The 19,915-nt window shown below is 67.2% G+C and carries 24 protein-coding genes and 1 tRNA gene; 7 read left to right on the top strand and 18 right to left on the bottom strand.

Annotated elements, in window-relative coordinates:
* Positions 1-92: 92 nt before the first annotated feature.
* From ACWEKR_RS05895 to ACWEKR_RS05880, 4 genes are read right to left on the bottom strand one after another with little or no spacing between them, the layout of a single operon-like run.
* Positions 93-326, bottom strand: coding sequence for a hypothetical protein (locus ACWEKR_RS05895; protein ID WP_452353519.1), 234 nt, complete (start codon positions 324-326; stop codon positions 93-95).
* Positions 323-448, bottom strand: coding sequence for a hypothetical protein (locus ACWEKR_RS05890; RefSeq protein WP_452353518.1), 126 nt, complete (start codon positions 446-448; stop codon positions 323-325). Before ACWEKR_RS05890 ends, ACWEKR_RS05895 begins: the two co-directional genes overlap by 4 nt.
* Positions 445-717: a helix-turn-helix domain-containing protein gene (locus tag ACWEKR_RS05885; protein ID WP_452353517.1), complete on the bottom strand. Its 273-nt coding sequence runs from the start codon at positions 715-717 to the stop codon at positions 445-447. The genes ACWEKR_RS05890 and ACWEKR_RS05885 overlap by 4 nt, the downstream gene beginning before the upstream one ends.
* On the bottom strand, positions 714-986 hold the full coding sequence (locus ACWEKR_RS05880) for a helix-turn-helix transcriptional regulator (protein WP_452353516.1): 273 nt from the start codon (positions 984-986) through the stop codon (positions 714-716). The genes ACWEKR_RS05885 and ACWEKR_RS05880 overlap by 4 nt, the downstream gene beginning before the upstream one ends.
* Positions 987-1,206: 220 nt before the next feature.
* Here ACWEKR_RS05880 and ACWEKR_RS05875 point away from each other — a divergent pair, with 220 nt between their 5' ends.
* The 3 genes from ACWEKR_RS05875 to ACWEKR_RS05865 all read left to right on the top strand — a co-directional run bounded on the left by ACWEKR_RS05875 (position 1,207) and on the right by ACWEKR_RS05865 (position 3,328).
* Positions 1,207-1,722: a hypothetical protein gene (locus ACWEKR_RS05875; RefSeq protein WP_452353515.1), complete on the top strand. Its 516-nt coding sequence runs from the start codon at positions 1,207-1,209 to the stop codon at positions 1,720-1,722.
* Between the two features lie 514 nt (positions 1,723-2,236).
* Positions 2,237-2,548 carry a helix-turn-helix domain-containing protein gene (locus ACWEKR_RS05870; protein WP_452353514.1) on the top strand — a complete coding sequence of 104 codons (312 nt, stop codon included), beginning with the start codon at positions 2,237-2,239 and terminating at the stop codon, positions 2,546-2,548.
* 27 nt (positions 2,549-2,575) lie between these two features.
* Complete coding sequence (locus ACWEKR_RS05865; protein ID WP_452353513.1) at positions 2,576-3,328, top strand: hypothetical protein; 753 nt, start codon at positions 2,576-2,578, stop codon at positions 3,326-3,328.
* Here the strand turns inward: ACWEKR_RS05865 and ACWEKR_RS05860 are convergent.
* From ACWEKR_RS05860 to ACWEKR_RS05835, 6 genes are all read right to left on the bottom strand, one after another.
* Positions 3,292-4,530, bottom strand: a complete 1,239-nt coding sequence (locus ACWEKR_RS05860; protein WP_452353512.1) for a tyrosine-type recombinase/integrase — start codon at positions 4,528-4,530, stop codon at positions 3,292-3,294. The genes ACWEKR_RS05865 and ACWEKR_RS05860 overlap by 37 nt on opposite strands.
* A gap of 136 nt (positions 4,531-4,666) precedes the next feature.
* Positions 4,667-4,742 (bottom strand) — tRNA-Ala (locus ACWEKR_RS05855).
* 91 nt (positions 4,743-4,833) lie between these two features.
* Positions 4,834-5,928: a divisome protein SepX/GlpR gene (gene sepX / locus ACWEKR_RS05850; protein ID WP_452353511.1), complete on the bottom strand. Its 1,095-nt coding sequence runs from the start codon at positions 5,926-5,928 to the stop codon at positions 4,834-4,836.
* A 262-nt stretch (positions 5,929-6,190) separates the two neighbouring features.
* Complete coding sequence (locus tag ACWEKR_RS05845) at positions 6,191-6,841, bottom strand: GNAT family N-acetyltransferase (protein WP_195086073.1); 651 nt, start codon at positions 6,839-6,841, stop codon at positions 6,191-6,193.
* A 12-nt stretch (positions 6,842-6,853) separates the two neighbouring features.
* The gene (glp, locus tag ACWEKR_RS05840; protein ID WP_452353510.1) at positions 6,854-8,110 is read right to left on the bottom strand and encodes a molybdotransferase-like divisome protein Glp; all 1,257 of its coding nucleotides are present in this window, start codon (positions 8,108-8,110) and stop codon (positions 6,854-6,856) included.
* Between the two features lie 152 nt (positions 8,111-8,262).
* A complete protein-coding gene (locus tag ACWEKR_RS05835) occupies positions 8,263-9,219 on the bottom strand; it encodes a UTP--glucose-1-phosphate uridylyltransferase (RefSeq protein WP_452353796.1) in 957 nt (318 codons plus the stop codon).
* 68 nt (positions 9,220-9,287) lie between these two features.
* Here ACWEKR_RS05835 and ACWEKR_RS05830 point away from each other — a divergent pair, with 68 nt between their 5' ends.
* From ACWEKR_RS05830 to ACWEKR_RS05815, 4 genes are all read left to right on the top strand, one after another.
* Positions 9,288-9,896, top strand: coding sequence for a 5-formyltetrahydrofolate cyclo-ligase (locus ACWEKR_RS05830; RefSeq protein WP_452353509.1), 609 nt, complete (start codon positions 9,288-9,290; stop codon positions 9,894-9,896).
* Between the two features lie 69 nt (positions 9,897-9,965).
* Positions 9,966-10,271, top strand: a complete 306-nt coding sequence (locus ACWEKR_RS05825) for an FmdB family zinc ribbon protein (protein WP_452353508.1) — start codon at positions 9,966-9,968, stop codon at positions 10,269-10,271.
* A gap of 87 nt (positions 10,272-10,358) precedes the next feature.
* The gene (locus ACWEKR_RS05820) at positions 10,359-11,021 is read left to right on the top strand and encodes an SAF domain-containing protein (RefSeq protein ID WP_452353507.1); all 663 of its coding nucleotides are present in this window, start codon (positions 10,359-10,361) and stop codon (positions 11,019-11,021) included.
* A 78-nt stretch (positions 11,022-11,099) separates the two neighbouring features.
* Positions 11,100-11,453: an MscL family protein gene (locus ACWEKR_RS05815; protein WP_452353506.1), complete on the top strand. Its 354-nt coding sequence runs from the start codon at positions 11,100-11,102 to the stop codon at positions 11,451-11,453.
* Here the strand turns inward: ACWEKR_RS05815 and ACWEKR_RS05810 are convergent.
* The 8 genes from ACWEKR_RS05810 to ACWEKR_RS05775 form a co-directional block, all read right to left on the bottom strand.
* Positions 11,440-12,111, bottom strand: a complete 672-nt coding sequence (locus ACWEKR_RS05810; RefSeq protein ID WP_452353505.1) for an MspA family porin — start codon at positions 12,109-12,111, stop codon at positions 11,440-11,442. The two genes, ACWEKR_RS05815 and ACWEKR_RS05810, sit on opposite strands and share 14 nt — an antisense overlap.
* Before the next feature lie 66 nt (positions 12,112-12,177).
* The gene (locus ACWEKR_RS05805; protein WP_452353504.1) at positions 12,178-12,852 is read right to left on the bottom strand and encodes an MspA family porin; all 675 of its coding nucleotides are present in this window, start codon (positions 12,850-12,852) and stop codon (positions 12,178-12,180) included.
* Positions 12,853-13,175: 323 nt separating this feature from the next.
* Positions 13,176-13,847, bottom strand: coding sequence for an MspA family porin (locus tag ACWEKR_RS05800; protein WP_452353503.1), 672 nt, complete (start codon positions 13,845-13,847; stop codon positions 13,176-13,178).
* 65 nt (positions 13,848-13,912) lie between these two features.
* Positions 13,913-14,587 (bottom strand): MspA family porin, encoded by a 675-nt coding sequence (locus tag ACWEKR_RS05795; protein ID WP_452353502.1) that lies wholly within the window; start codon positions 14,585-14,587, stop codon positions 13,913-13,915.
* A gap of 692 nt (positions 14,588-15,279) precedes the next feature.
* Positions 15,280-15,774: a MogA/MoaB family molybdenum cofactor biosynthesis protein gene (locus ACWEKR_RS05790; RefSeq protein ID WP_181719529.1), complete on the bottom strand. Its 495-nt coding sequence runs from the start codon at positions 15,772-15,774 to the stop codon at positions 15,280-15,282.
* 101 nt (positions 15,775-15,875) lie between these two features.
* A complete protein-coding gene (locus ACWEKR_RS05785) occupies positions 15,876-17,249 on the bottom strand; it encodes a S1C family serine protease (protein WP_452353501.1) in 1,374 nt (457 codons plus the stop codon).
* A 244-nt stretch (positions 17,250-17,493) separates the two neighbouring features.
* On the bottom strand, positions 17,494-18,948 hold the full coding sequence (locus tag ACWEKR_RS05780; RefSeq protein ID WP_195085524.1) for an ATP-binding protein: 1,455 nt from the start codon (positions 18,946-18,948) through the stop codon (positions 17,494-17,496).
* 10 nt (positions 18,949-18,958) lie between these two features.
* Positions 18,959-19,645 (bottom strand): response regulator transcription factor, encoded by a 687-nt coding sequence (locus ACWEKR_RS05775; protein WP_195085525.1) that lies wholly within the window; start codon positions 19,643-19,645, stop codon positions 18,959-18,961.
* Positions 19,646-19,915 lie beyond the last annotated feature (270 nt).

Genomic DNA, 19,915 nt, shown 5'->3' with positions numbered 1-19,915 from the left:
TGCGCCCGTCGAGTTAGCGGCTCGGCGGGCGCTGTGGGGTAACCGGTTTGGCGTGACGCCGGACCAGCGGGGTAGGACGCCGCTGGTCCGGGTCACGATCCCCCTGGAGTCGGGGGACGATTGGGCGCGAACACCTCGTCGAGCAGTTGCTGCCGCTGGCCGAGCAGCACAGCGACGAGCGCGGCGGGCACGCAGGCGTCGAGCAACTGCTTTGCGCGCGGCAGATCCGACGCGAGCGCCTCACTCAGCCACGCGGCGATCGAGGTATCCAGCAGCTCGGCGAGATCGCCGGGGCTGTAGGAGGTTTGGTCGGTCGGCATGATCACAGCGGCCACCCGATCGTCACGTTCACGAACATCGCGATGCCGAGCAGGAGCACGAAGACGACACGGGCCAGATCGGCCAGCAGCCCGCGCCAGCTGGCGGGATCGGTGAGCGGTGGCCTCATGCTGCCCCCGCTCCCCCGCGCCGACTCAGGCGGCGGCGACTGGTGCGTGTCAGTCCCGCGGGGTCAGGCTTCGCGGCAATCGCCGGAGACGCCATCTGCTCGATCGCAGCCTCGATGTCTGAGCGCGTCAGCATCCACTTTCGGGCGATCTTCCGGCCAGGAAGCTGCCGGTTGCGCAGCTGGCGCATGTACCAGCCTTCGGTGACGTGCAGCAGCTCGGCGGCCTCCTCGAGCGTGAATAGCTTCAGATCCACCGTGGACGAAGTCATGACGCCTCCACCCCTCGTCTACCGCTCACCTGATCATTTGACATCTCGCCCACGACAACGAGCTCATGAGCCGAGAAGAGTTCCTCCCATGGCACGTCGAGGCGCGCGGCGATGGCAATCGCAAGATCCTCGGTCAGGGTCGTCATTCGACCCGTCTCCAGTGCGTAGATCGTGGTGTGCGACCGGCGGACGAGCATCCCCAGATCGCGTTGACTGTATCGGCGCTGCTTCCGCCATCTCCGCAGCGCGGCCGGGTCCCTGACCTGCATCCAGCAATCCCTCCTGAACCGGGTTATGCGTCGTCGCATTGCCATCCTTCGCCTCTAGTTGCCAAATTGTCAAACGATCACGTGGACATTAGACGTCTGGTTGCCAAGCTGTCAACTGTCACACTTGCCGCTAGATGCGGCATCATGCGATGGTTAGTTGCCACCGGACAGAGATGTGTCCCCTAGCGCAACAAATGCGAGTACCAGGAGGCTTGAGTACGTGACGACGTTGCGGGACCTCCTCCAGCGCGCCGCCGATCAGGGCCTGTCGACTCGCGCCATGGAAAAGCGCGTAGCCGATGCGGCGACCGACAGCGGCGTGGACATGGCCATCAGCAGAGGAACGGCCTCGCTGATCCTCAGCGGTAAGCACCGACACAACCCTTCGGATGCGACGATCCGAGCGATCGCCTTCCTATCCGGGGCCTCAGAACGTGTGGCATTTGAAGCGGCCGGCAGGAAGGCTCCATCGGCGCCGTTCCGAGAAGAGCTTCCCGACGGCGTCGATCAACTCTCTCCCAAGCGCCGACGGGTTGCACTGGAGGTGATCCGCTCCCTCGTCGAGGCTGAAGAATTGGAACATCGCCTCGCCGCGACTCAGGACGACGAGCAGATGTCGGACCTGTATCTGCCCGACGGGACGCTGAACGAGGAGCGAGTGCAGTTCACCCGGGCCGATGAGGAGACTCGCGTCGGCCTGATCGAGCACCTGCGGCAGCGGCCGGATTCCGAGTAGCGGGAAGTCACATCCACATACCACCCGAGTTGCGAATCGAATTGCCAACCCTGCTGCGTCGCCATACCTTGCGTGCGCACCTGAACAGCCGCCGCCAGCAACCGCGCCCGATCACGGCCACCGGCACCGCGCCGGGGGACGACCTCGATCCGCCCCTCAAATCCGACGACGATCGATCCGACGATGCGGGAGCACCTACACCCCATCATCGCCCCGAAGGGAGGGACCAGGCATATCCCGAGTAGCTCTACCAACTGTTCTGCGCCCGTGGATAGTTCAGGCACATCCCCTGTCATGACCGCCGCGCCCTATAGTCGCTGCACCGGAACGATCGAGCCCACACTTTCCACCCCTTGGAGGTCATGCGCGGCGGCAGGTCTTCCCCCGAAATGGCCGGTCGGTCGCGAATATTCGGATATGTTCCTGTAACTTCCGCAAAATGAACGCTTGACATAGCAACATAGACCCCCAAACGGGGGTACCGCAAGGTCTTGTTTGACCGTAGGGTGAGGTCGTGGCACGTCGGGGAGAGCTGAACTGGGCGCTGTCTCGCGAAGTCGCCGACCGTCGCGAGGACCTCGGCCTGTCCCAGAAAGAGGTGGCCCGCCGAGCCGGGCTGGCCCTCAACGTTTTTCAAAGGCTCGAGTACGACGAGCGAACCATGTCCGCCGAACAGATGGATGCCATCGCTTCGGCACTCGAAACCACGGGTGAGGCGATGTTCGCCGCGGCGAAGAAGCGCGTGAAGGATGGCGTATACCCCACTTTCGCCGACCGCGCTGCATTCAAGCTGGACGCCGCGATCGGCTATCGCCGGAGGGCGTAGTACAACTTTTGGCGAACCTCCCGCTACATGTCCGATATGCACGATACGCTGTCGGTTGTGCTCGTCGTGGCGGTCCTGGTGCTGGTCTTGGTGGTCCTGGTACTGGTTGTGGCTTCCGTGCGGCTAAGCATCTGGTCCGATGATCAGTCTCGCGCACTGACCCTCGTGCTATTCCTATCCGTGGCAGGGGTCGCCACCACTTTCCCCCTGTTCGATCAGCGAGTGGACGCCTCGCTCGCGCCGGTGGCCGGCGAGAACCTGAGCGATCTGGTCCACGTATTGATTCTCGCTGCGCGCAACTGGCTGATCGGAGTGATCGCACTGCGGCTCCGTTATTTTCGCGCTCGCATCGCGTGGACAGCGCTCATGACCGCGATCGTGATCGCGATGATCGTGACATCCAGGACAGGCCACGCGAGCCGCTACCCGGTGGTTGACGAGTGGGAGCTACGCGATGCCCCGACCGTCGCCTACAACGTCCTCTACGCCGTGACTGTCGGCCTGACGTGCGCCCTCGTGATCGCGGCGGTAGCCGAAGCCCTACGCGGACGGCGCGGCATCCGGCGCGGACCGCTGATCGCACTCGCCGCAGTCGGTGTTGTCGGAATCGCCTACGCCATCACCACGATCACTCTGCTCATCGCGGCACCCGACGTCCTTCGGGATCACGCGGCCGTCATAGTGATGGCATGGAGTGTGCCTTTGACCGTATCTCTGGCAGCGGCTGGCCTCTACGGTCTCGGTTATCCACGCGCACGATCGGCCTCGTCCGCAGAGTGATCCGAAATAGAGTCGCTGCCGTTTGCGGCGGGGATTCGCACGGCGGTGCGCACGAGCGCCTTTGAGATAGCCGTCGATGCGCGGTGCCCCGAGCGGCGGTCGAGGTGTCCGTACACGTCCACCGTGGTCTTGATGCTCTCGTGCCCGAGATGGGCACTCACATCGGTGATTTCCGCACCGTTGTTCAGCATCCACGAGGCGCACGTGTGGCGGAGATCGTGTGGCCGCGGCTTCTTACCCAGCCTGTCGGCGACGGCCTCCATCGCCGGTTTCCAGGCCAGGTTGTGGAACTGCTGCGGGATGATGCGCTTGTCGTTGCGGGTGCGGAACAGCAGCTGGTCCTTGCCGCGACCGTCGAGCTTCAACTCCTCGATCGTTTCCGCCGGCACGTTGATGGTGCGCCAGCCGCGCTGGGTCTTCGGCCCGCCCAGCTTGCGCTCCGATGTCCCCGTGTACTTCCATGCCTTCGAGATCCGCGCGGTGTAGAACACCAGCCCGTCATCGTGCACGTGCCTGCTGAGGTCGCCTACTCGAATTGCGGTGGCCTCCGAGTAGCGCATGCCGGTCGTGACGAGGAACAGAACCATCGGGCGCCACCGCTGCGGGACGGCCGCGTAGACGATGTCGAACTCCTCCGGCTCAAGGAACACACACTCCCGTCTGCCCTTCGGCAGTTTCGTGTCCTCGCAGGGATTGAACGGCAGCAGCTTGCGCTTCACTGCTGCGCGGAGGCAGCCGGACAGGAAGCCGTGCTTGTTGGCGATCGTCTTCGGGGCGTACCCGTCGGCCTCCTGCTCGTTCACCCACTCCTGCACGACCGAGTTCTGATCGGCGGTGGCGGCACACAGAGCCGCCAGCGGCAGATCCCCCATCGCCGGGCCGATGTCGTTGACCATGTATCTGCGGTAGCGATCCCTGGTGGCCTGCTCCACACCGGTCAAGCCCTTGATGTAGGTCTCGGCCCAGCTGTCGTTGAGCGTTACGACCCGCTCGCCGCTGATCTCCTCCTCGACGGCGAGCAGCGCGCGGGCCTGCTCGGGGCCGGACTGGTCGAGGACCTTCTGCCAGCGCAGCGCGGCGCCGTGATCGTCGAACGACACGGACGACTGCACGCGCCGCCCCTTCGCCGCATCGAATTCACGGAACAGGATCTGGGTGTAGGTGGAGCCATCCTTGCGGGGCACCACACGCACGCTCGACATGGTTTCGACTCCTCCCGGAGCCGATCAACACGTGTTCGAGACTGCTCAGAAACGCAGAAGACCGTGCAGGTGTTGATGGCTTCCGTTGATGACTTCTCGATGTGAGTCGACATCATAGCCCTGACCTGCACGGTCATGGTGGAGCTAAGGGGAATCGAACCCCTGACCTTCTCGATGCGAACGAGACGCGCTACCAACTGCGCTATAGCCCCGTGCGGTTCCGGGGAACCGCGCTGTGACACTGTATCAGGCCCGCCCCCCAGACTCCGAATCGGCACCCTGACCTGCGTAAATAAGCCAGGTCTACGCGCCGGCCGCGCGGCGCATGTCGCGGCCGGTGCGGGTGCGCAGGGCGCGGGCGGTGGCCGGGTCGAACGGGTCGAGGTGGGCGAACGCGGGGTCTTCGTCGTCGGGCTCGATCAGGGTGGAGCGGCGGCGTAGGGCGCGGGCGGTGTCGCGGTCCATGGCGCCGCGGGGGGCACGCGTGCGGCGGCCCGGCGGATCGGCTTCGCTCTGGTGGCCGCGGTTGAGGCGGGCGGCGCGCCTGCGGCGGATCTCCTCCTCCATCCGCACCTGCTTGCGCAGGTACGCCAGGTAGGTCACCAGCACGGTGACGGCGAGCCCGCAAGCCCACCACAGCAAGGGGGTGAGCACGAGCGCGAGGGCGCCGGACAGGATGGCGGTGAGCAGCAAGCCGAGCACGGCCCGCTGCCGGAAGGTGTAGCGGGCCGCGCGGGCGATGGCATCGGCCTCGGGGTCGAAGCCGCCGCGGCCACGGCGGTTGGGGACGAAATCCGGTTCGCCCCAATCCGTCTCGTCGTAGTCGTCGTAGTCGTCGTATTCGACGCGGGCGGGCACGGTGGAGCGCGCAGGCGGAATTCTGGCCGCGATCGGCTCGGGGTGGTGTGCGCCCACGCCGTCATCATCGGTCTCCGCGTCGATCTTCGCAGCGACTTCGCCGGCTTCGTCGTCCGTCTCGTCCTCGTCGGATGCTGCGGGCGCGTAGTCGTCTCCCACCGCGTCGTCCGGTTCGGCGTCGGCGATGTCGTCCGGTTCGGCGTCAGCGATGTCGGATGCCGCGGCGTCGTCGGCCGCGGGCATGTTCTCCTCGTCGGTCTCGGTGACGGGCTCGTCGGCCGGTGTCGTCATCCGGTCCTCCGCATCATCGCTGTGGGGATACTTTCTCGGTACGCGGCGTGGCCGCCAGTTCGGATCGGTTTCGTGCCCGGCGGCCGGGCCTTTCCTGAGACGTCGTTTGCCGCCGCCGCGGTGCAGGACCCTGGTCGCCAGCGCGGCGTCGGTGGTCCGGCGGATTCTCGGGTGGCGGTCGGCGAGGATGGGGAAAAGGACGAAGACCCAGAGCACGACCAGCCCGATCCACAGGATCGAATTCGGCATCGCGTCAGCACCTCCGTCCCGCCTGGATTTTGTCCGGCTCGGCCCGCGAGCGGTGCGTGACACGCCCCGCGCTCGGCCGGCCCCCGTCCGACGCAGCGGCGCGGACGCCGGTCCCCTCGCAGGCTCTGTGCCGATGACGCAAGACGCACCATCGACGTCCGTAGGCTAATTCCGGGTAGCACCAAGTTCCGGCAGGCGCGCCGTGCACATCCGCCACACCTGTCACATTTCTACCAATGTCACCGCGGCTCGGTGGCCGGTTCTACTGGAGGGTGACGCGCCCCTCTCGCACCAGCCGGTCCAGGACCGTTCCGGCCAGTTCCTCGACGGTGATGCCGACCAGCAGGTGATCCCGCCAGGCGCCGTCCACGTCGAGGTAGCGCCGCAGCAGCCCCTCCTCCCGGAAACCGACATTGCGCAGCACCGCTTGACTGGCCAGATTCTCCGGCCGCACGGTCGCCTCGACCCGATGCAGACCGACCGGCCCGAAGCAGTGGTCCAGCCCGAGCGCCAATGCCGCCGTCGCGACGCCTTGCCCGCTGAGGTCCTTGGCCACCCAATAACCGATCCAGGCCGAACGCAGGGCGCCCCGCACGATATTGCCGACGGTCAACTGCCCGCTGAACGCACCGTCGACCTCGATCACCAATGGGATCATCGCGCCGCGCCTGGCCTCCGCCTTCAGGCTCGACCACAGCGAGGGCCAGTTGGAGGCGTGGTTGCGCGCCTCCCACGATCCGCGGCCGGTCGGCTCCCACGGCTCGAGATGCGCTCTGTCGCGCAACCGGATCCGGCTCCAGGCCGCCGCGTCGCGCAGCCGCACCGGACGCAAGGTCACCTGGCCCGCGGCCGCCCGCACCGGGCCCAGTCGCGCGGGCCACCCCGGATGCTGGGTCGCCCGGAAGACATTCATGGCGTCCACGTCTCAGCCGCGCTGCGCGAGAAAGGCGACCTGGACTTCGTCACCGGTGCGGATCTCGGTGTCGTCCGGGTCGATCACGATCAAGCTGTTCGCCTCGGCCATCGTGGCGAGCAGGTGGGAAGAGGAGTTTCCGTTGCCGAGGGGCTGCACGAGGTATTCTCCGGTCGCTTCGTCCCGCATCAGTTGCGCGCGCAGGTAACCCCTGCGACCGTCCATGGAGCTGATCGGCGTGATGGTCCGGGCGCTGATGATCCGGCGCATGGGATGCCTGCGGCCCAACGCGATTCGGATCAAGGGCCGCACCATCACCTCGAATACCACCAGCGCGCTCACCGGGTTGGAGGGCAGCAGGAACGTCGGCACCTCGTCGCGGCCGAGCCGGCCGAAGCCCTGCACGGAGCCGGGATGCATGGCCACCCGGGTTATTTCGAGCTCACCGAGCCCTTCCAGCGCCTCCTGGACCTGTTCGGAGGCCCAGCCGCCGACCGCGCCCGCGATGACGACGACCTCGGAGCGCACCAGCTGTCCTTCCACCGCATCGCGCAACCGGCGCGGATCGGAACTGACGATGCCGACGCGGTTGACGTCCGCGCCGGCATCGCGCGCGGCCGCGGCCAGCGCGTAGGAGTTCACGTCGTAGACCTGGCCGGGGCCGGGTGTGCGATCGATATCGATCAGCTCACCGCCCACCGAGAGCACTGATAGTCGCGGGCGCGGGTGCACCAGCACCTTGTCCTGACCGACGGCGGCGAGCAGGCCGACTTGCGCCGCGCCGATGATCGTTCCCGCGCGCACCGCGACATCGCCCGGCTGGACGTCGTCCCCGATCCGCCGCACGTAGTCGCCGGAGCGCACCGGCTCGTACACCTTGATCCTGGCCCGCCCGCCGTCGGTGAAATCCAGCGGGAGCACCGCGTCGGCGAGGGTCGGCATCGGCGCGCCGGTGTCCACCCGGACGGTCTGGCGCGGCTGCAAGCGGATCGGCTGACGCGAACCGGCGACCACTTCGCCGACCACCGGGAGGGTCAGATCGACGAGATTGCCCTCTTCGTCGCGAATGTCGGCCCCGGCCGAGGCCACGTCGACGCTGCGTACGGCGTAGCCATCGATGGCGGCCTGGTCGAAGCCGGGCAACGGCCGCTCGGTGACGACGTCCTCGGCACACAGCAGGCCCTGGGCCTCGGAGATCGCGACCCGAACCGGCCGGGGCGCGACCGCCGCGGCGGTCACCTTGATCTGCTGATCCTCAACCGAGCGCATCCAGCCCTTCCTGATCCTCTCCGCACTCCATCCGATCTCGCCTGCACGGGCGCGCGATCCCGCCGCGGCACAGGCGCATTCGCGCACGCACCGCGGTGAACCATCATTCGTACCCGACGCTCCACTCTCGGCGAAACCCCCGGCCGGGTCCGTCAGTCGTCGGTCGTCAGCTGCGGATCCCAGTCCGGACCGAGGCGGTGCTGCAGCCACTCGCGCAGGGCGGGGCCGTATTCCTCTCGTTCCAGTGCGAAATCGACCGCAGCACGAAGATAACCGCCCGGGTTGCCCAAGTCGTGGCGCGACCCACGGTGCACCACGACATGAACCGGATGTCCCTCGGCGATCAGCAGCGCGACCGCGTCCGTGAGTTGCAGTTCGCCGCCCGCGCCGGGCTCGATGCGGCGCAGCGCGTCGAAGATCGCGCGGTCCAGCAGGTACCGGCCCGCCGCCGCGAACGTCGACGGCGCGTCGGCGAGCGCGGGCTTCTCCACCATCCCCTTGACGCGCAGCACATTCGGGTTCACCGCGTCCGGCACCGGCGCGACGTCGAACACGCCGTAGGCGCTGACCTCGTCCTTGGGGACGTCGATGGCGCACAGCACCGTTCCGCCGCGCTTGCGGCGCACCCGGCACATCACGTCGAGCACACCGCGGGGGAGCACGAGGTCGTCGGGGAGCAGGACGGCGATGGCGTCCTCGTCGTCGTCGAGGGCCTGCTCGGCCTGGGCCACGGCGTGCCCGAGCCCGAGTGGCTCCTCCTGCACCACCGAGGTGACATCGAGCAGCCCCGGCGCCTTACGCACCTTCTCGAGCAGCTTGAACTTGCCGCGCTCGGCCAGCGTGCTCTCCAGCACCAAGTCTTCGACGAAGTGCGCGACCACACCGTCCTTACCCGGGGACGTGACGATCACCAGCCGCTCGGCGCCGGATCCGGCCGCCTCGGCGGCGACCAGCTCGATACCGGGGGTGTCCACCACCGGAAGAAGCTCCTTGGGCACCGTCTTGGTCGCGGGCAGGAACCGTGTCCCGAGCCCGGCCGCGGGGACCACGGCCGTGCGGAAGCACGACTCCGCCGCCGCGGCACCGGGCTGTCCGGCCTTTGCTGTCATACGCATACCCTATCCATCCATCACGCCGCCGGGTCGGCGTCGCGCCGACCCGGTCCCGGGGTGAGCCTATGGTGATCACTGTGGTGATGCCCGGCGAGCGCGATAAACATGCATGGCGCATCGAACTGCTCGCCCGCCGGGCTGTGATGCCTGCCACGGAGCGGGAAAGCGAGGCGTTCGCACTGGCCACAGCGGTAGGCGCGCTGGGTGCTCAGGGGTGGGTCTGCGCGTATGTGCCGGTGGCCGGTGAGCCGGGATCACCGGCGATGCTGGAGGCGCTGCGGGCCGGTGGAGCGCGGGTGTTGTTGCCGGTCACCGGGCCGCCGGGACCGCTGAGCTGGGCCGAGTACACCGGCGCGAACGGTCTGCGCCGAGCCCGCTACGGATTGCTGGAACCCACCGGCGCCGTGCTGCCGCCGAGCGCGGTCGCCCGAGCCGACCTGATCCTGGTTCCCGCTCTCGCGGTGGACCTGCGCGGTGTGCGGCTCGGCCGCGGTGCCGGCTACTACGACCGCACGCTGTCCGCCGCGCGGCCGGACGCGCGGCTGGTCGCGGTGGTCCGGGACGACGAACTGGTCGACCGGCTCCCCGAGGAACCGCACGACCTGCGCATGGGCTGGGCGCTCACGCCGCGCGGCGGACTGCGCCGGCTCGGCGCCGATTACCCTGGGGAATGAAACACCGATTGGCGGTGTTGGCACTGTCGGCTGTAGAGTGCCAGATCGACGAACACCGCGGAGGATCCTGTGCCTACTTACTCGTATGCGTGCACCCAGTGTGACAACCGCTTCGACATCGTTCAGTCCTTCACGGACGAGGCGCTGACCGTGTGCTCGGAGTGCTCGGGGAAGCTGCGCAAGCTGTTCAACTCGGTCGGCATCGTCTTCAAGGGCAGCGGCTTCTACCGCACCGACAGCCGTGGCGGCTCCACCACCGCCAGCGAGCCCGCCAAGTCCGACAGCGGCAAGTCCGAGAGCAGCTCGAGTTCGTCATCGGATTCCGGCTCGTCGAGTGGCTCCACCGCCGCCGCCAGCACGGCCGTCGCCAGCTGATCCGACGGTTTTCCCCAGTCGATCAACTGTCCACAGCCCACCGTGATCCGGGCCGGAAGAGTGCACGTCCGGCCATAGGATCCGGCCATGACTCGCGCACTCGCCGACCTCGGCCGCGGCTGGAACCCCTCGGGCTGGCAACGACCGCCTTGGGCGGACGCCGTGCTCGCTCGACGGCTACTGGCCGCCGCACTCGCCGCGCTCGCGGCGCTCCTGTTCCTCCGTGGCGACCCGGATACCGAACGCACGACAGTCGTCGTGGCCGAGCGGGATCTGGCGCCTGGACGCCTCCTCGAAGCGGGTGACCTGCGCGCCGCGCCGCGCGAAGCGGGCACGCTGCCCGCGGGCGCGGTCGCCGATCCCGCCGCGCTCGTCGGCGCGACGCTGACCGGCGCCATGCGGCGGGGCGAAGTCTTCACCGATCTGCGCGTGGTCGGTCCCCGCTTGGCCGCGGCGGCGACCGGTGCGCGCGAGGCGCGCATCGTGCCCATCCGCCTCGCCGACACGGCGGTCGCCGACATCCTGCGCGCGGGCGATCGCGTCGACGTGATCGGCGCCGAGGACGCGAACGGAGCCGGTACCCGGCCTGCCCGCACCCTGGCCACCGACGCCGCCGTCATCCTGGTCTCCCGTGCCGGTGACGGACGCCAAGCCGCCGAACGCGTGGTCTTGGTCGCGATGGACGCCGAGCACGCCACCGCCGTGGCCGGGGCGTCCTTGCGCACCGCGCTCACGGTTGTCTTCCACTGACCCGCCGAATATCGGCCGACGGCTCGCCGGCATCGGGGCCTACCGGGGCGGATACCGCCGAGCACGACTGCCCAGTGTGTGGGGCGGCCCCGGCGACACATCGGCCTGAGTTTCCGCTCGGTCGCCGACAAACCGGCGACGTTCGTCCAAGTCGGTCCCACCATAACGGCCGCGATCAATGGCCTGATCATCGCCGCGGTGCTGTTCTTCGTGGTCGCGCTGCATGCCACGCGGCTGAAGAAGCCTTTCCAGCCCGACGAGACCACGCTCACCGATTCGGAGGTGCTCATCCAGATCCGCGACTTGCTCGCCGAAGGCCAGACCAGTGCGCGCGGCACGAGTTCTGAGTCCGTGCCGCTCGCGAAGCGGGCCCGTCCTCCGACGGGCCCGTTCGCGTTGTGCGAGTGGTCTATCCGGCTCAGCCGAGGCTGAAAGGCTGTCCCCACAATGTCACCCAGGTGATGACATTGTCCGTTTCGACTTCGACACTCACGAAAGCGCGCGCTTGAGCGTAACCACCGCAACCGTTCAGGCCGATGGTCTCGTCAGACCACGTCACCGAACCACTCGTGCCCCGGAAAGAGTTGCGCGTCTTATGCGATTCGTTACCGTAGTCATCGGCCTGCTCCAAATCCAGCACATAGAACGACTTCGCCTGACCCGGCCCCAACGACAAGTTGCCGCCCGAGTTCGCGCCCACACCACCGGTGACGTTCTGACCGTCACTCCAATCCACATTGCCATCCACACCACCAGTGGCACCGCCACCGGCAATGTTCACCTGGCAACCCACGGTGTAACCCGGGAAGATCTTGCCCCCGGCCGCACCCGACAACTCCACTTGCGCACTCCCGGACACCCACGCGTTGCGATGCAAAGGCGTCGAACCCATAGACGGGCTGATGTTGGCCGACTCCCCGACCAGACGAATCGTCACGACGGTGCCATCCGACAACGTCTTGGTCAGCTCGCCACCCGGCAACGGAACGAACGTGTCCGCGTTCGCCGCACCGGTCGAGAACAGGCCCATAGCGATGGCCGCGGACGCGCACAGCCCGGCCGCGCGCGCCAGTTTTTTACGATCGAACATGATGGTAATTCCCCTAAAGAATCGAGTTCGCCTCGGCGAAAAGAGATTTGACAGATCCGACCCGCGTCAGCCGATGCTGAACGGCATCCCGTAGAGGGTGGTCTTCGAGTAGTGATCGCCGATGATCTCGACGACCGTGTACGAACGCGCCTGCGCGTAACCCGCGCAGCCCTGGATCTGAATCTCGGCATCCTGGTACTCCACCGAGTACACGCCCGGCTTGAGGATGTCCTTGTAATCGATCTGAACGAACTTCACTTCGCCGGGGCCGAGGTTGACACCGATCGAACCGCCCGCGCTCGCGCCGCTGAGGTTCACACTGCCCGACACACCCGCGGAGATCGCGTCATCGGCGATGCTGATCTGGCAGCCGACGATATAACCGGTGCTCAACTGCGACGCACCATGCGTCGAGGAATTATTGGTTCCGGGATTTCCGGACGGACCGTTGTTCGGGCCGATCTCGCCATCCGGCGTCACGGCCACATCGGCGATGGCGTTCCCCGAAACCCACACGACACGGCCGGCACCGTTCGCGGCAAGGGATGGGGAGATCAGGGCCCGCTCACCGGTACGGGCGATGTGCACGCCGGGGCCTGCCTTGTGACCGTCCGGCAACGGTACGAAGACATCGGCATTCGCGGCACCGGTCGACAACAAACCGGTGGCTACGGCCGCCGCGGCGGCGGCGCCCGCGACGCGGACGCCTCGAGACAGACCGTTGATGCGGTACTTGCTCATGTTTTTCCTCATCAGGTTGCATCCGCCCGCCCCAGGGTGTCGGGGCGGGACGTGTCCCTCCAAAGCCGACGGGCGCTTGATGGAATGTGCTGTCCAGCAAGCGATCCGCCGACCATCGCGTCATCGAGCGATCTCGGACGAAACAATGCTATTCGGTATCAACCAGACTTTTCCGGAAATTCGGGCAATTCGTCTCGCGAAGTATGAGATCCGACTAGGATCCCCGAGCCGTTGCGGCCCACATAATTCATGACGAAATGGACCCGCCGCGATGCGAGGGGTCCATTTCATCGGCAGCTACGGGTTTTTCACCCGCAGTTCACTCAGCCGAGGCTGAAAGGCTGTCCCCACAATGTCACCCAGGTGATGACATTGTCCGTTTCGACTTCGACACTCACGAAAGCGCGCGCTTGAGCGTAACCACCGCAACCGTTCAGGCCGATGGTCTCGTCAGACCACGTCACCGAACCACTCGTGCCCCGGAAAGCGTTGCGCGTCTTATGCGATTCGTTACCGTAGTCATCGGCCTGCTCCAGATCGAGCACATAGAACGACTTCGCCTGCCCCGGCCCCAACGACAAGTTGCCGCCCGAGTTCGCGCCCACACCACCGGTGACGTTCTGACCGTCACTCCAATCCACATTGCCATCCACACCACCAGTGGCACCGCCACCGGCAATGTTCACCTGGCAACCCACGGTGTAACCCGGGAAGATCTTGCCCCCGGCCGCACCCGACAACTCCACTTGCGCACTCCCGGACACCCACGCGTTGCGATGCAAAGGCGTCGAACCCATGGACGGGCTGATGTTGGCCGACTCCCCGACCAGACGAATGGTGACGACGGTGCCGTCCGACAACGTCTTGGTCAGCTCGCCACCCGGCAACGGAACGAACGTGTCCGCGTTCGCCGCACCGGTCGAGAACAGGCCCATAGCGATGGTGGCAGCGGCGCCGACGCCGGCCATCCGCGCCAGGTTCTTACGGTTGATCATGGTTGATATCCCTCGAGGGTTGAGTCCGCTTCAGCGGGAAGATGGTTCGTTGGTTTCGACAGACGTCAGCCGATGCTGAACGGCATCCCGTAGAGGGTGGTCTTCGAGTAGTGATCGCCGATGATCTCCACGACCGTGTACGAACGCGCCTGCGCGTAACCCGCGCAGCCCTGGATCTGAATCTCGGCATCCTGGTACTCCACCGAGTACACGCCCGGCTTGAGGATGTCCTTGTAATCGATCTGAACGAACTTCACTTCGCCGGGGCCGAGGTTGACACCGATCGAACCGCCCGCGCTCGCGCCGCTGAGGTTCACACTGCCCGACACACCCGCGGAAATCGCGTCATCGGCGATGCTGATCTGGCAGCCGACGATATAACCGGTGCTCAACTGCGACGCACCATGCGTCGAGGAATTATTGGTTCCGGGATTCCCGGACGGACCGTTGTTCGGGCCGATCTCACCATCCGGCGTCACGGTGACATCGGCGATGGCGTTGCCCGACACCCAGACCACGCGACCGGCGCCGTTGGCAGCCAGCGACGGCGAAATCAGGGCCCGCTCTCCGTTCCGGGTGATCGTCACGCCGGGTCCCACCTTCTGGCCGTCCGGCAACGGCACGAAGGTATCGGCATTGGCGGCACCGGCCGAAAGCAGGCCCACGGCAACAGCCGCGACAGCGCCCACGCCCGCGACGCGGGCACCGCGGCGCAGACCATTGGTGCGGTTCTCGCTCATACTTCCCCTCATCAGGTTCAAACAGTCAACCTCGACCATCGAGGCTGGACAGTGGTCCTCTCAGGCCCAGCTCAGTGTGTCGCCTCTTTGTTGCCGACGTGTAACCGGCCGTTATTTCGGCGCAACGAACCAGCTGGCGGCGAAACCGAGCCGAGTTCCGCCGTCCGGGTTTGGTGCGGCCGGTACCCACGACTGCGGGCCCGATTGCGAATGGCTCGATGGGGAGATTAAACGTTCGATAACGACGCCCGCAACGTAACGTTTCGTAAAGTTCAAGGTGAGCTGCATCACAGTTGCGCACATTTGAATATGGCTTGACGTGCATAAATACCGGATCGCTACAGCCGATCGAATGTGATCGGCTGAGATGGCGGCACAGGAACGCCAGTGGCCGGATACGAGACAGAGCCGTAGGGAAATCGACCCGGTTAGTTCCGAGAGGAAACGATCACGGGTGGATTACCGACGCGGTGAGAATGATTACGTAGCTACTACGTAGATAACGGTCTAGCCGTGGTGCGGGGGGATCTGAGCGCGCAGCCAATCGTCCGAAGACCGAACGTGGTCGCGATCGTCGCGCTCGTCTGCGGTGGTATCGGGCAACGTGTCGCCGAAGATCTTCGCCAAGCGCGCGGCATCCCTCGCCCGGCGCACAGCCGGGCGAGGGTCCTCAGCAGGGGTGGGCGCGGGAATTATTCGACCAATCCGGAGAGCTCACCGATCACCCGGCTGGCGAGCGGGCCGAGCGTCGCCATGCCGTCCCGGATGGCGGAGCGGGTGCCGGGCAGATTCACCACCAGGGTGCTGCCGGATACGCCCGCCACACCGCGGGACAGCCCCGCGTCCAGCGAGCCTGCCACCCGGCCGGAGGAACGAAGGGCTTCGCTGATTCCGGGCAATTCGCGGTCGAGCACCTGCGAGGTGGCCTCCGGTGTCACGTCACGCGGGGACATGCCCGTGCCGCCGACGGAGATCACCAGATCGACGCCGCCGATCACCGCCGTGTTGAGCGCGTTGCGGATCTCCACCTCGTCGGCCTGGACCGAGACCGACGCGTCCACGAGGAAACCCGCTTCGGTGAGCAGCTCGGTGACCAGCGGGCCGAGCGAGTCAATACCTCCATGCGCCGTTCGATCGTCGACGACCACCACCAGAGCACGCCCCGCCACAGGAGCATCGATTTCCATGCTGCTCACCGTAGCGCCTGCGTCCAGCAACTCGGCGGCCGCGCCGAGAACGTCGGCGTCGAGATCCATCATCGGGACCCGTCCGCGGGGTACCGCGCGCATCATCGGCCACCGTCCGCGGGCGCGCCGGAGAGGGTCACCTCGACGGTCTTGGGGTTGTTGCCTTGATCGTCGGTGTAGGTGATCTTCACCTTGTCTCCTGGTTGATGGGAGCGGACTGCGGCGACGAGCGCGTTGCCCGAGTCGATCGGACGGTCGTCGAGCTTCGTCACCACCGCCCCCGGCGGCACGCCCGCGCGCGCGGCGGGACCGTCCGGCGTGACGTCGCGGACCTTCGCGCCGGAAACCTGCTGTGCCGGGTCCTGCTGACGCGACACCGTGATCCCGACCTGCGCATAGGTGGCCTTGCCGGACTTGATCAGTTCGTCGGCCACCCGGCGCGCCTGGTCGACGGGGATCGCGAAGCCGAGCCCGATCGACCCGGTCTGGCCACCCGTCGTCTCGGTGGGCCCGAGCGTCGCGATGGCGGTGTTGATCCCGATGAGCTTGCCGCTGCCGTCCACCAGCGCGCCACCCGAGTTCCCCGGGTTGATCGCGGCATCGGTCTGGATGGCGTCGATGACCGGGCTGACCGCGGCGCCGGCCTCGCTTCCCTCGCCGCTGGTCACGACGGGACGGTTCAGCGCCGACACGATGCCCGTGGTCACCGTCCCCGCCAGTCCCAGCGGCGAGCCGATCGCGACGACCGGCTGGCCGACCTGCAGGTTCGCCGAGGTGCCCAGCTCGATGGGGGTCAGGCCGCTCTTTCCGGAGACCTTGATGACGGCCAGGTCGGAGACCGGATCGGCGCCGACCAGCGTCGCGGGCGCGCTGCTGCCGTCGGAGAACACGACCTCCATCTTGGCGCTGGGCCCGCCGCCCGCGGCCACGTGATTGTTGGTCAGGATCAGGCCGTCAGACGACAGCACCACGCCGGAGCCCTCCCCTTCGGCCTTGCTGCTGGCCACTTTGATCATCACCACGCTGGGCAACACCTTCTGCGCTACCGCCTGGGTGGAGCCGGCCGGAGCGTTCACGGCGTTGCTCACGTTCGGCTTCGGGGCGTCCAGGGCGTTGGTCACCGGGGCTCGACCGTCGTCGCCGTGCGTGACCAGCGCGCCGACCGCACCGCCGACACCACCGCTGACCAGCGCGAGCACGACCGCGCCCGCTGCCAGGCCCGCCCGGAACGGACGCGGCGCCGGTGCGGGCGCGGCGCCGAAGGCCGGGCCGTGCGGTTGTGTGGCGTCGTTCGGGGGAGCGAAGGACGGCGGATATCCCGGGAAGGGCGCGGCCGGATGGCGCTGCGGCGGGAACTGCGCGGTGGGATGCTGCGCTTCCCGCGGACCGTAACCGGGAGCGTGCGCCTCTCCTGGCCCGAACGCGCCCGCTTCCGGCGGACCCGGCTCCCGGCGATCCTTCGAATCCTCGGTCATGGACTCCTCGTTTCTGCTCACGTCTCGACCAGGGTGGCCACGGCGACTGAGAGCGGACTGAGACCGTGCTTTCAGTTTTCCGAGAGCTGCGCAGCCGGTGCACAAAAGAACCACCGACAACTTGATGTCTCAAATTCTGCGGCAAACCACTCGGAGCATTGTCCGAAATACCCCTCCGGCGATGAATATTCCGCACAGAACTCGACATTGTGTCGGAAATGCAGTTCCGTCGCCCGGTATTGCCTCAATCCGACACCGGCGCGCCCGGCTCGCCGGGCAGTACGATGCGCACCACGGTACCGCCGCGCTGCGAGGTATCGATGGCGATGGTGCCACCGTGTTTCGTCACCACCTGCTTGACGATCGCCAGCCCGAGACCCGAGCCCGGCATCGACCGCGACGACATCACCCGGTAGAAACGCTCGAACACCAACTCTCGCTCCGCCGGCGGGATACCGGGACCGGCGTCGTCGATGGACAACTCCAACAGGCCCGGTCCGCTCTCCCGCATGAGAATGCGCACCTGCGCGCCTGCCGGGCTCCATTTGGCCGCGTTGTCCAGCACGTTCAGCACCGCCCGAGCCAAGCCCGCCTCGTGCCCGTAGACGAACCAGGGGCGCAGATCGGCGACGAATTCGATGCCGGCACGCCTGCGGCGGGCCCGCTCGAGGGCGCGCTCGACGACCTCCCCCAGATCCACCCGCTCGTAGACGGTTTCCGGCGCGTCCTCCCTTGCGAGGTCGACCAGATCGCCCACCAGCGTCGACAACTCCTCGATCTGGGCCATCACGTCGGCGCGCAGGCCGGCCATGTCCTCGTCCGGTATGCGGGGAGCGCCCGGGCGGCTGGACGCGATGAGCAACTCCATATTGGTGCGCAGCGAGGTCAGCGGCGTGCGCAGTTCGTGCCCGGCGTCGGCGACGAGCCTGCGCTGGCGATCGCGCGACTCGGTCAGCGCGCGCAACATCGTGTTGAAACTCTCTGTGAGCCTGGCCAGTTCGTCGTCACCGGTGACCGGGATCGGGGTCAGGTCGTCGGTGCGGGCGACCCGCTCGGTGGCCGCCGTCAGCCGCGCGATGGGCCGCAGCCCGGTCCGGCCGACCGCCGTGCCCGCCGCGGCGGCCAGCACGACGCCGCAGCCGCCGACGACGAACAACAGCCAGGCGAGCCGGTCGAGCACCTCCCGGGTCCGATCCAGCCGCTGCGAGATGACCAGCGTCGCACCCGAGTTGGTGTAGACCGCAAGCACGCGCTGATTGCCGTCGGTGCGCAGCGACGAACTGCGCTCGCCGCGCGCCACGGCCAGCTCCTGGGGGCCGACCGGCGGATCGGTGGATTGCGGCGGCAGCCAGCGCCGGAGGTCGGGATAGATCAGCGCGATGCCGGTGTCGTCGTAGAACGCGGCGGCGACCATCAGGTTCAGGTTGTTGAAGCCGTACGGGTTGCTGGCGATCACCGCCGTGGACCGGCTGCGCAACTGGGCGTCCACGTCGTCGTACAACGCGCGCGCCACCAGCGCGTAGGCCGCGATCGAGGTGACCGCCACCGCGATCGCCACGACGGACGCGGCCAGCAGCGTCACCCGCCACCGCAGCGAGACCGACCGCGTCAGCGGCATGGGCGGGCGCATGTCCGAGGGCTCGGGCGGGCCCTGACCGAGTGCGGCGACGACGGGGCGCCTGGGAGGTGTTCGTGCCATGACCGCGGACCTACGGCGGCGTTTCACGCAGCACATAGCCCACGCCGCGCACCGTATGGATCAGCCGGGGCTCGCCCTCGGCCTCGGTTTTGCGGCGCAGATAACCGATGTAGACCTCGAGCGCGTTTCCCGAAGTCGGGAAATCGTAGCCCCAGACCTCCTCGAGAATGCGGCTGCGGGTGAGTACCCGGCGCGGGTTGGCCATCAGCATTTCCAGCAGTGAGAACTCGGTGCGGGTGAGACTGATCTGGCGGGTGCCGCGGGACACCTCGCGAGTCACCGGGTCCAGCGACAAGTCGGCGAACTGCATTGCCTCCGACGCGTCGCCCGGGCCCGCGGACGTGCGGCGCAGCAGCGCGCGCAATCTGGCCAGCAGTTCCTCCAGAGCGAAAGGCTTCGGCAAATAGTCGTCCGCCCCGGCGTCGAGCCCCGCGACCCGCTCCGATACCGAATCCCGCGCGGTGAGAACCAGAATCGGCAAATCGTCGCCGGTGCTCCGGAGCCGACGGCAGACCTCGAGCCCGTCGAGCCGGGGCATCATGACGTCCAACACGAGCGCGTCGGGTCGCTGGACGGTTGCCTTCTCCAGCGCGTCCACACCATCCACCGCGAGGTCGACGGAGTATCCGTTGAAGGTGAGCGACCGGCGCAGCGATTCCCGGACCGCCCGGTCGTCGTCGACCACCAGAATGCGCATGCCACCAGTTTGACCGCACCGACTGAGAGGTAACTGAGAGGGCGCTCTCGACACGCCGAGGCGCGGACCCGCGACAACCCTCGGCGCGTCGCACCCGTCAACCCCGGGTGACCAGCGCCTTCCACGGCCCTGCCGGGAAGTTGACGCGTCCCTTACGCATTCCACCGCGAAACACGTTCTCTATAGCCATATTCGGTAAATTGCGCAGCGGCTCCCCCGGATTGCCGATGCCCCCTCTGCACGGTATGTTCCGTGCGGTAAAAAGAAGAC

Source organism: Nocardia sp. NPDC004573 (genome assembly GCF_053602135.1).
The sequence above is the reverse complement of the archived record's forward strand: the minus strand, read 5'-3'. Positions and strand labels throughout refer to the sequence as shown.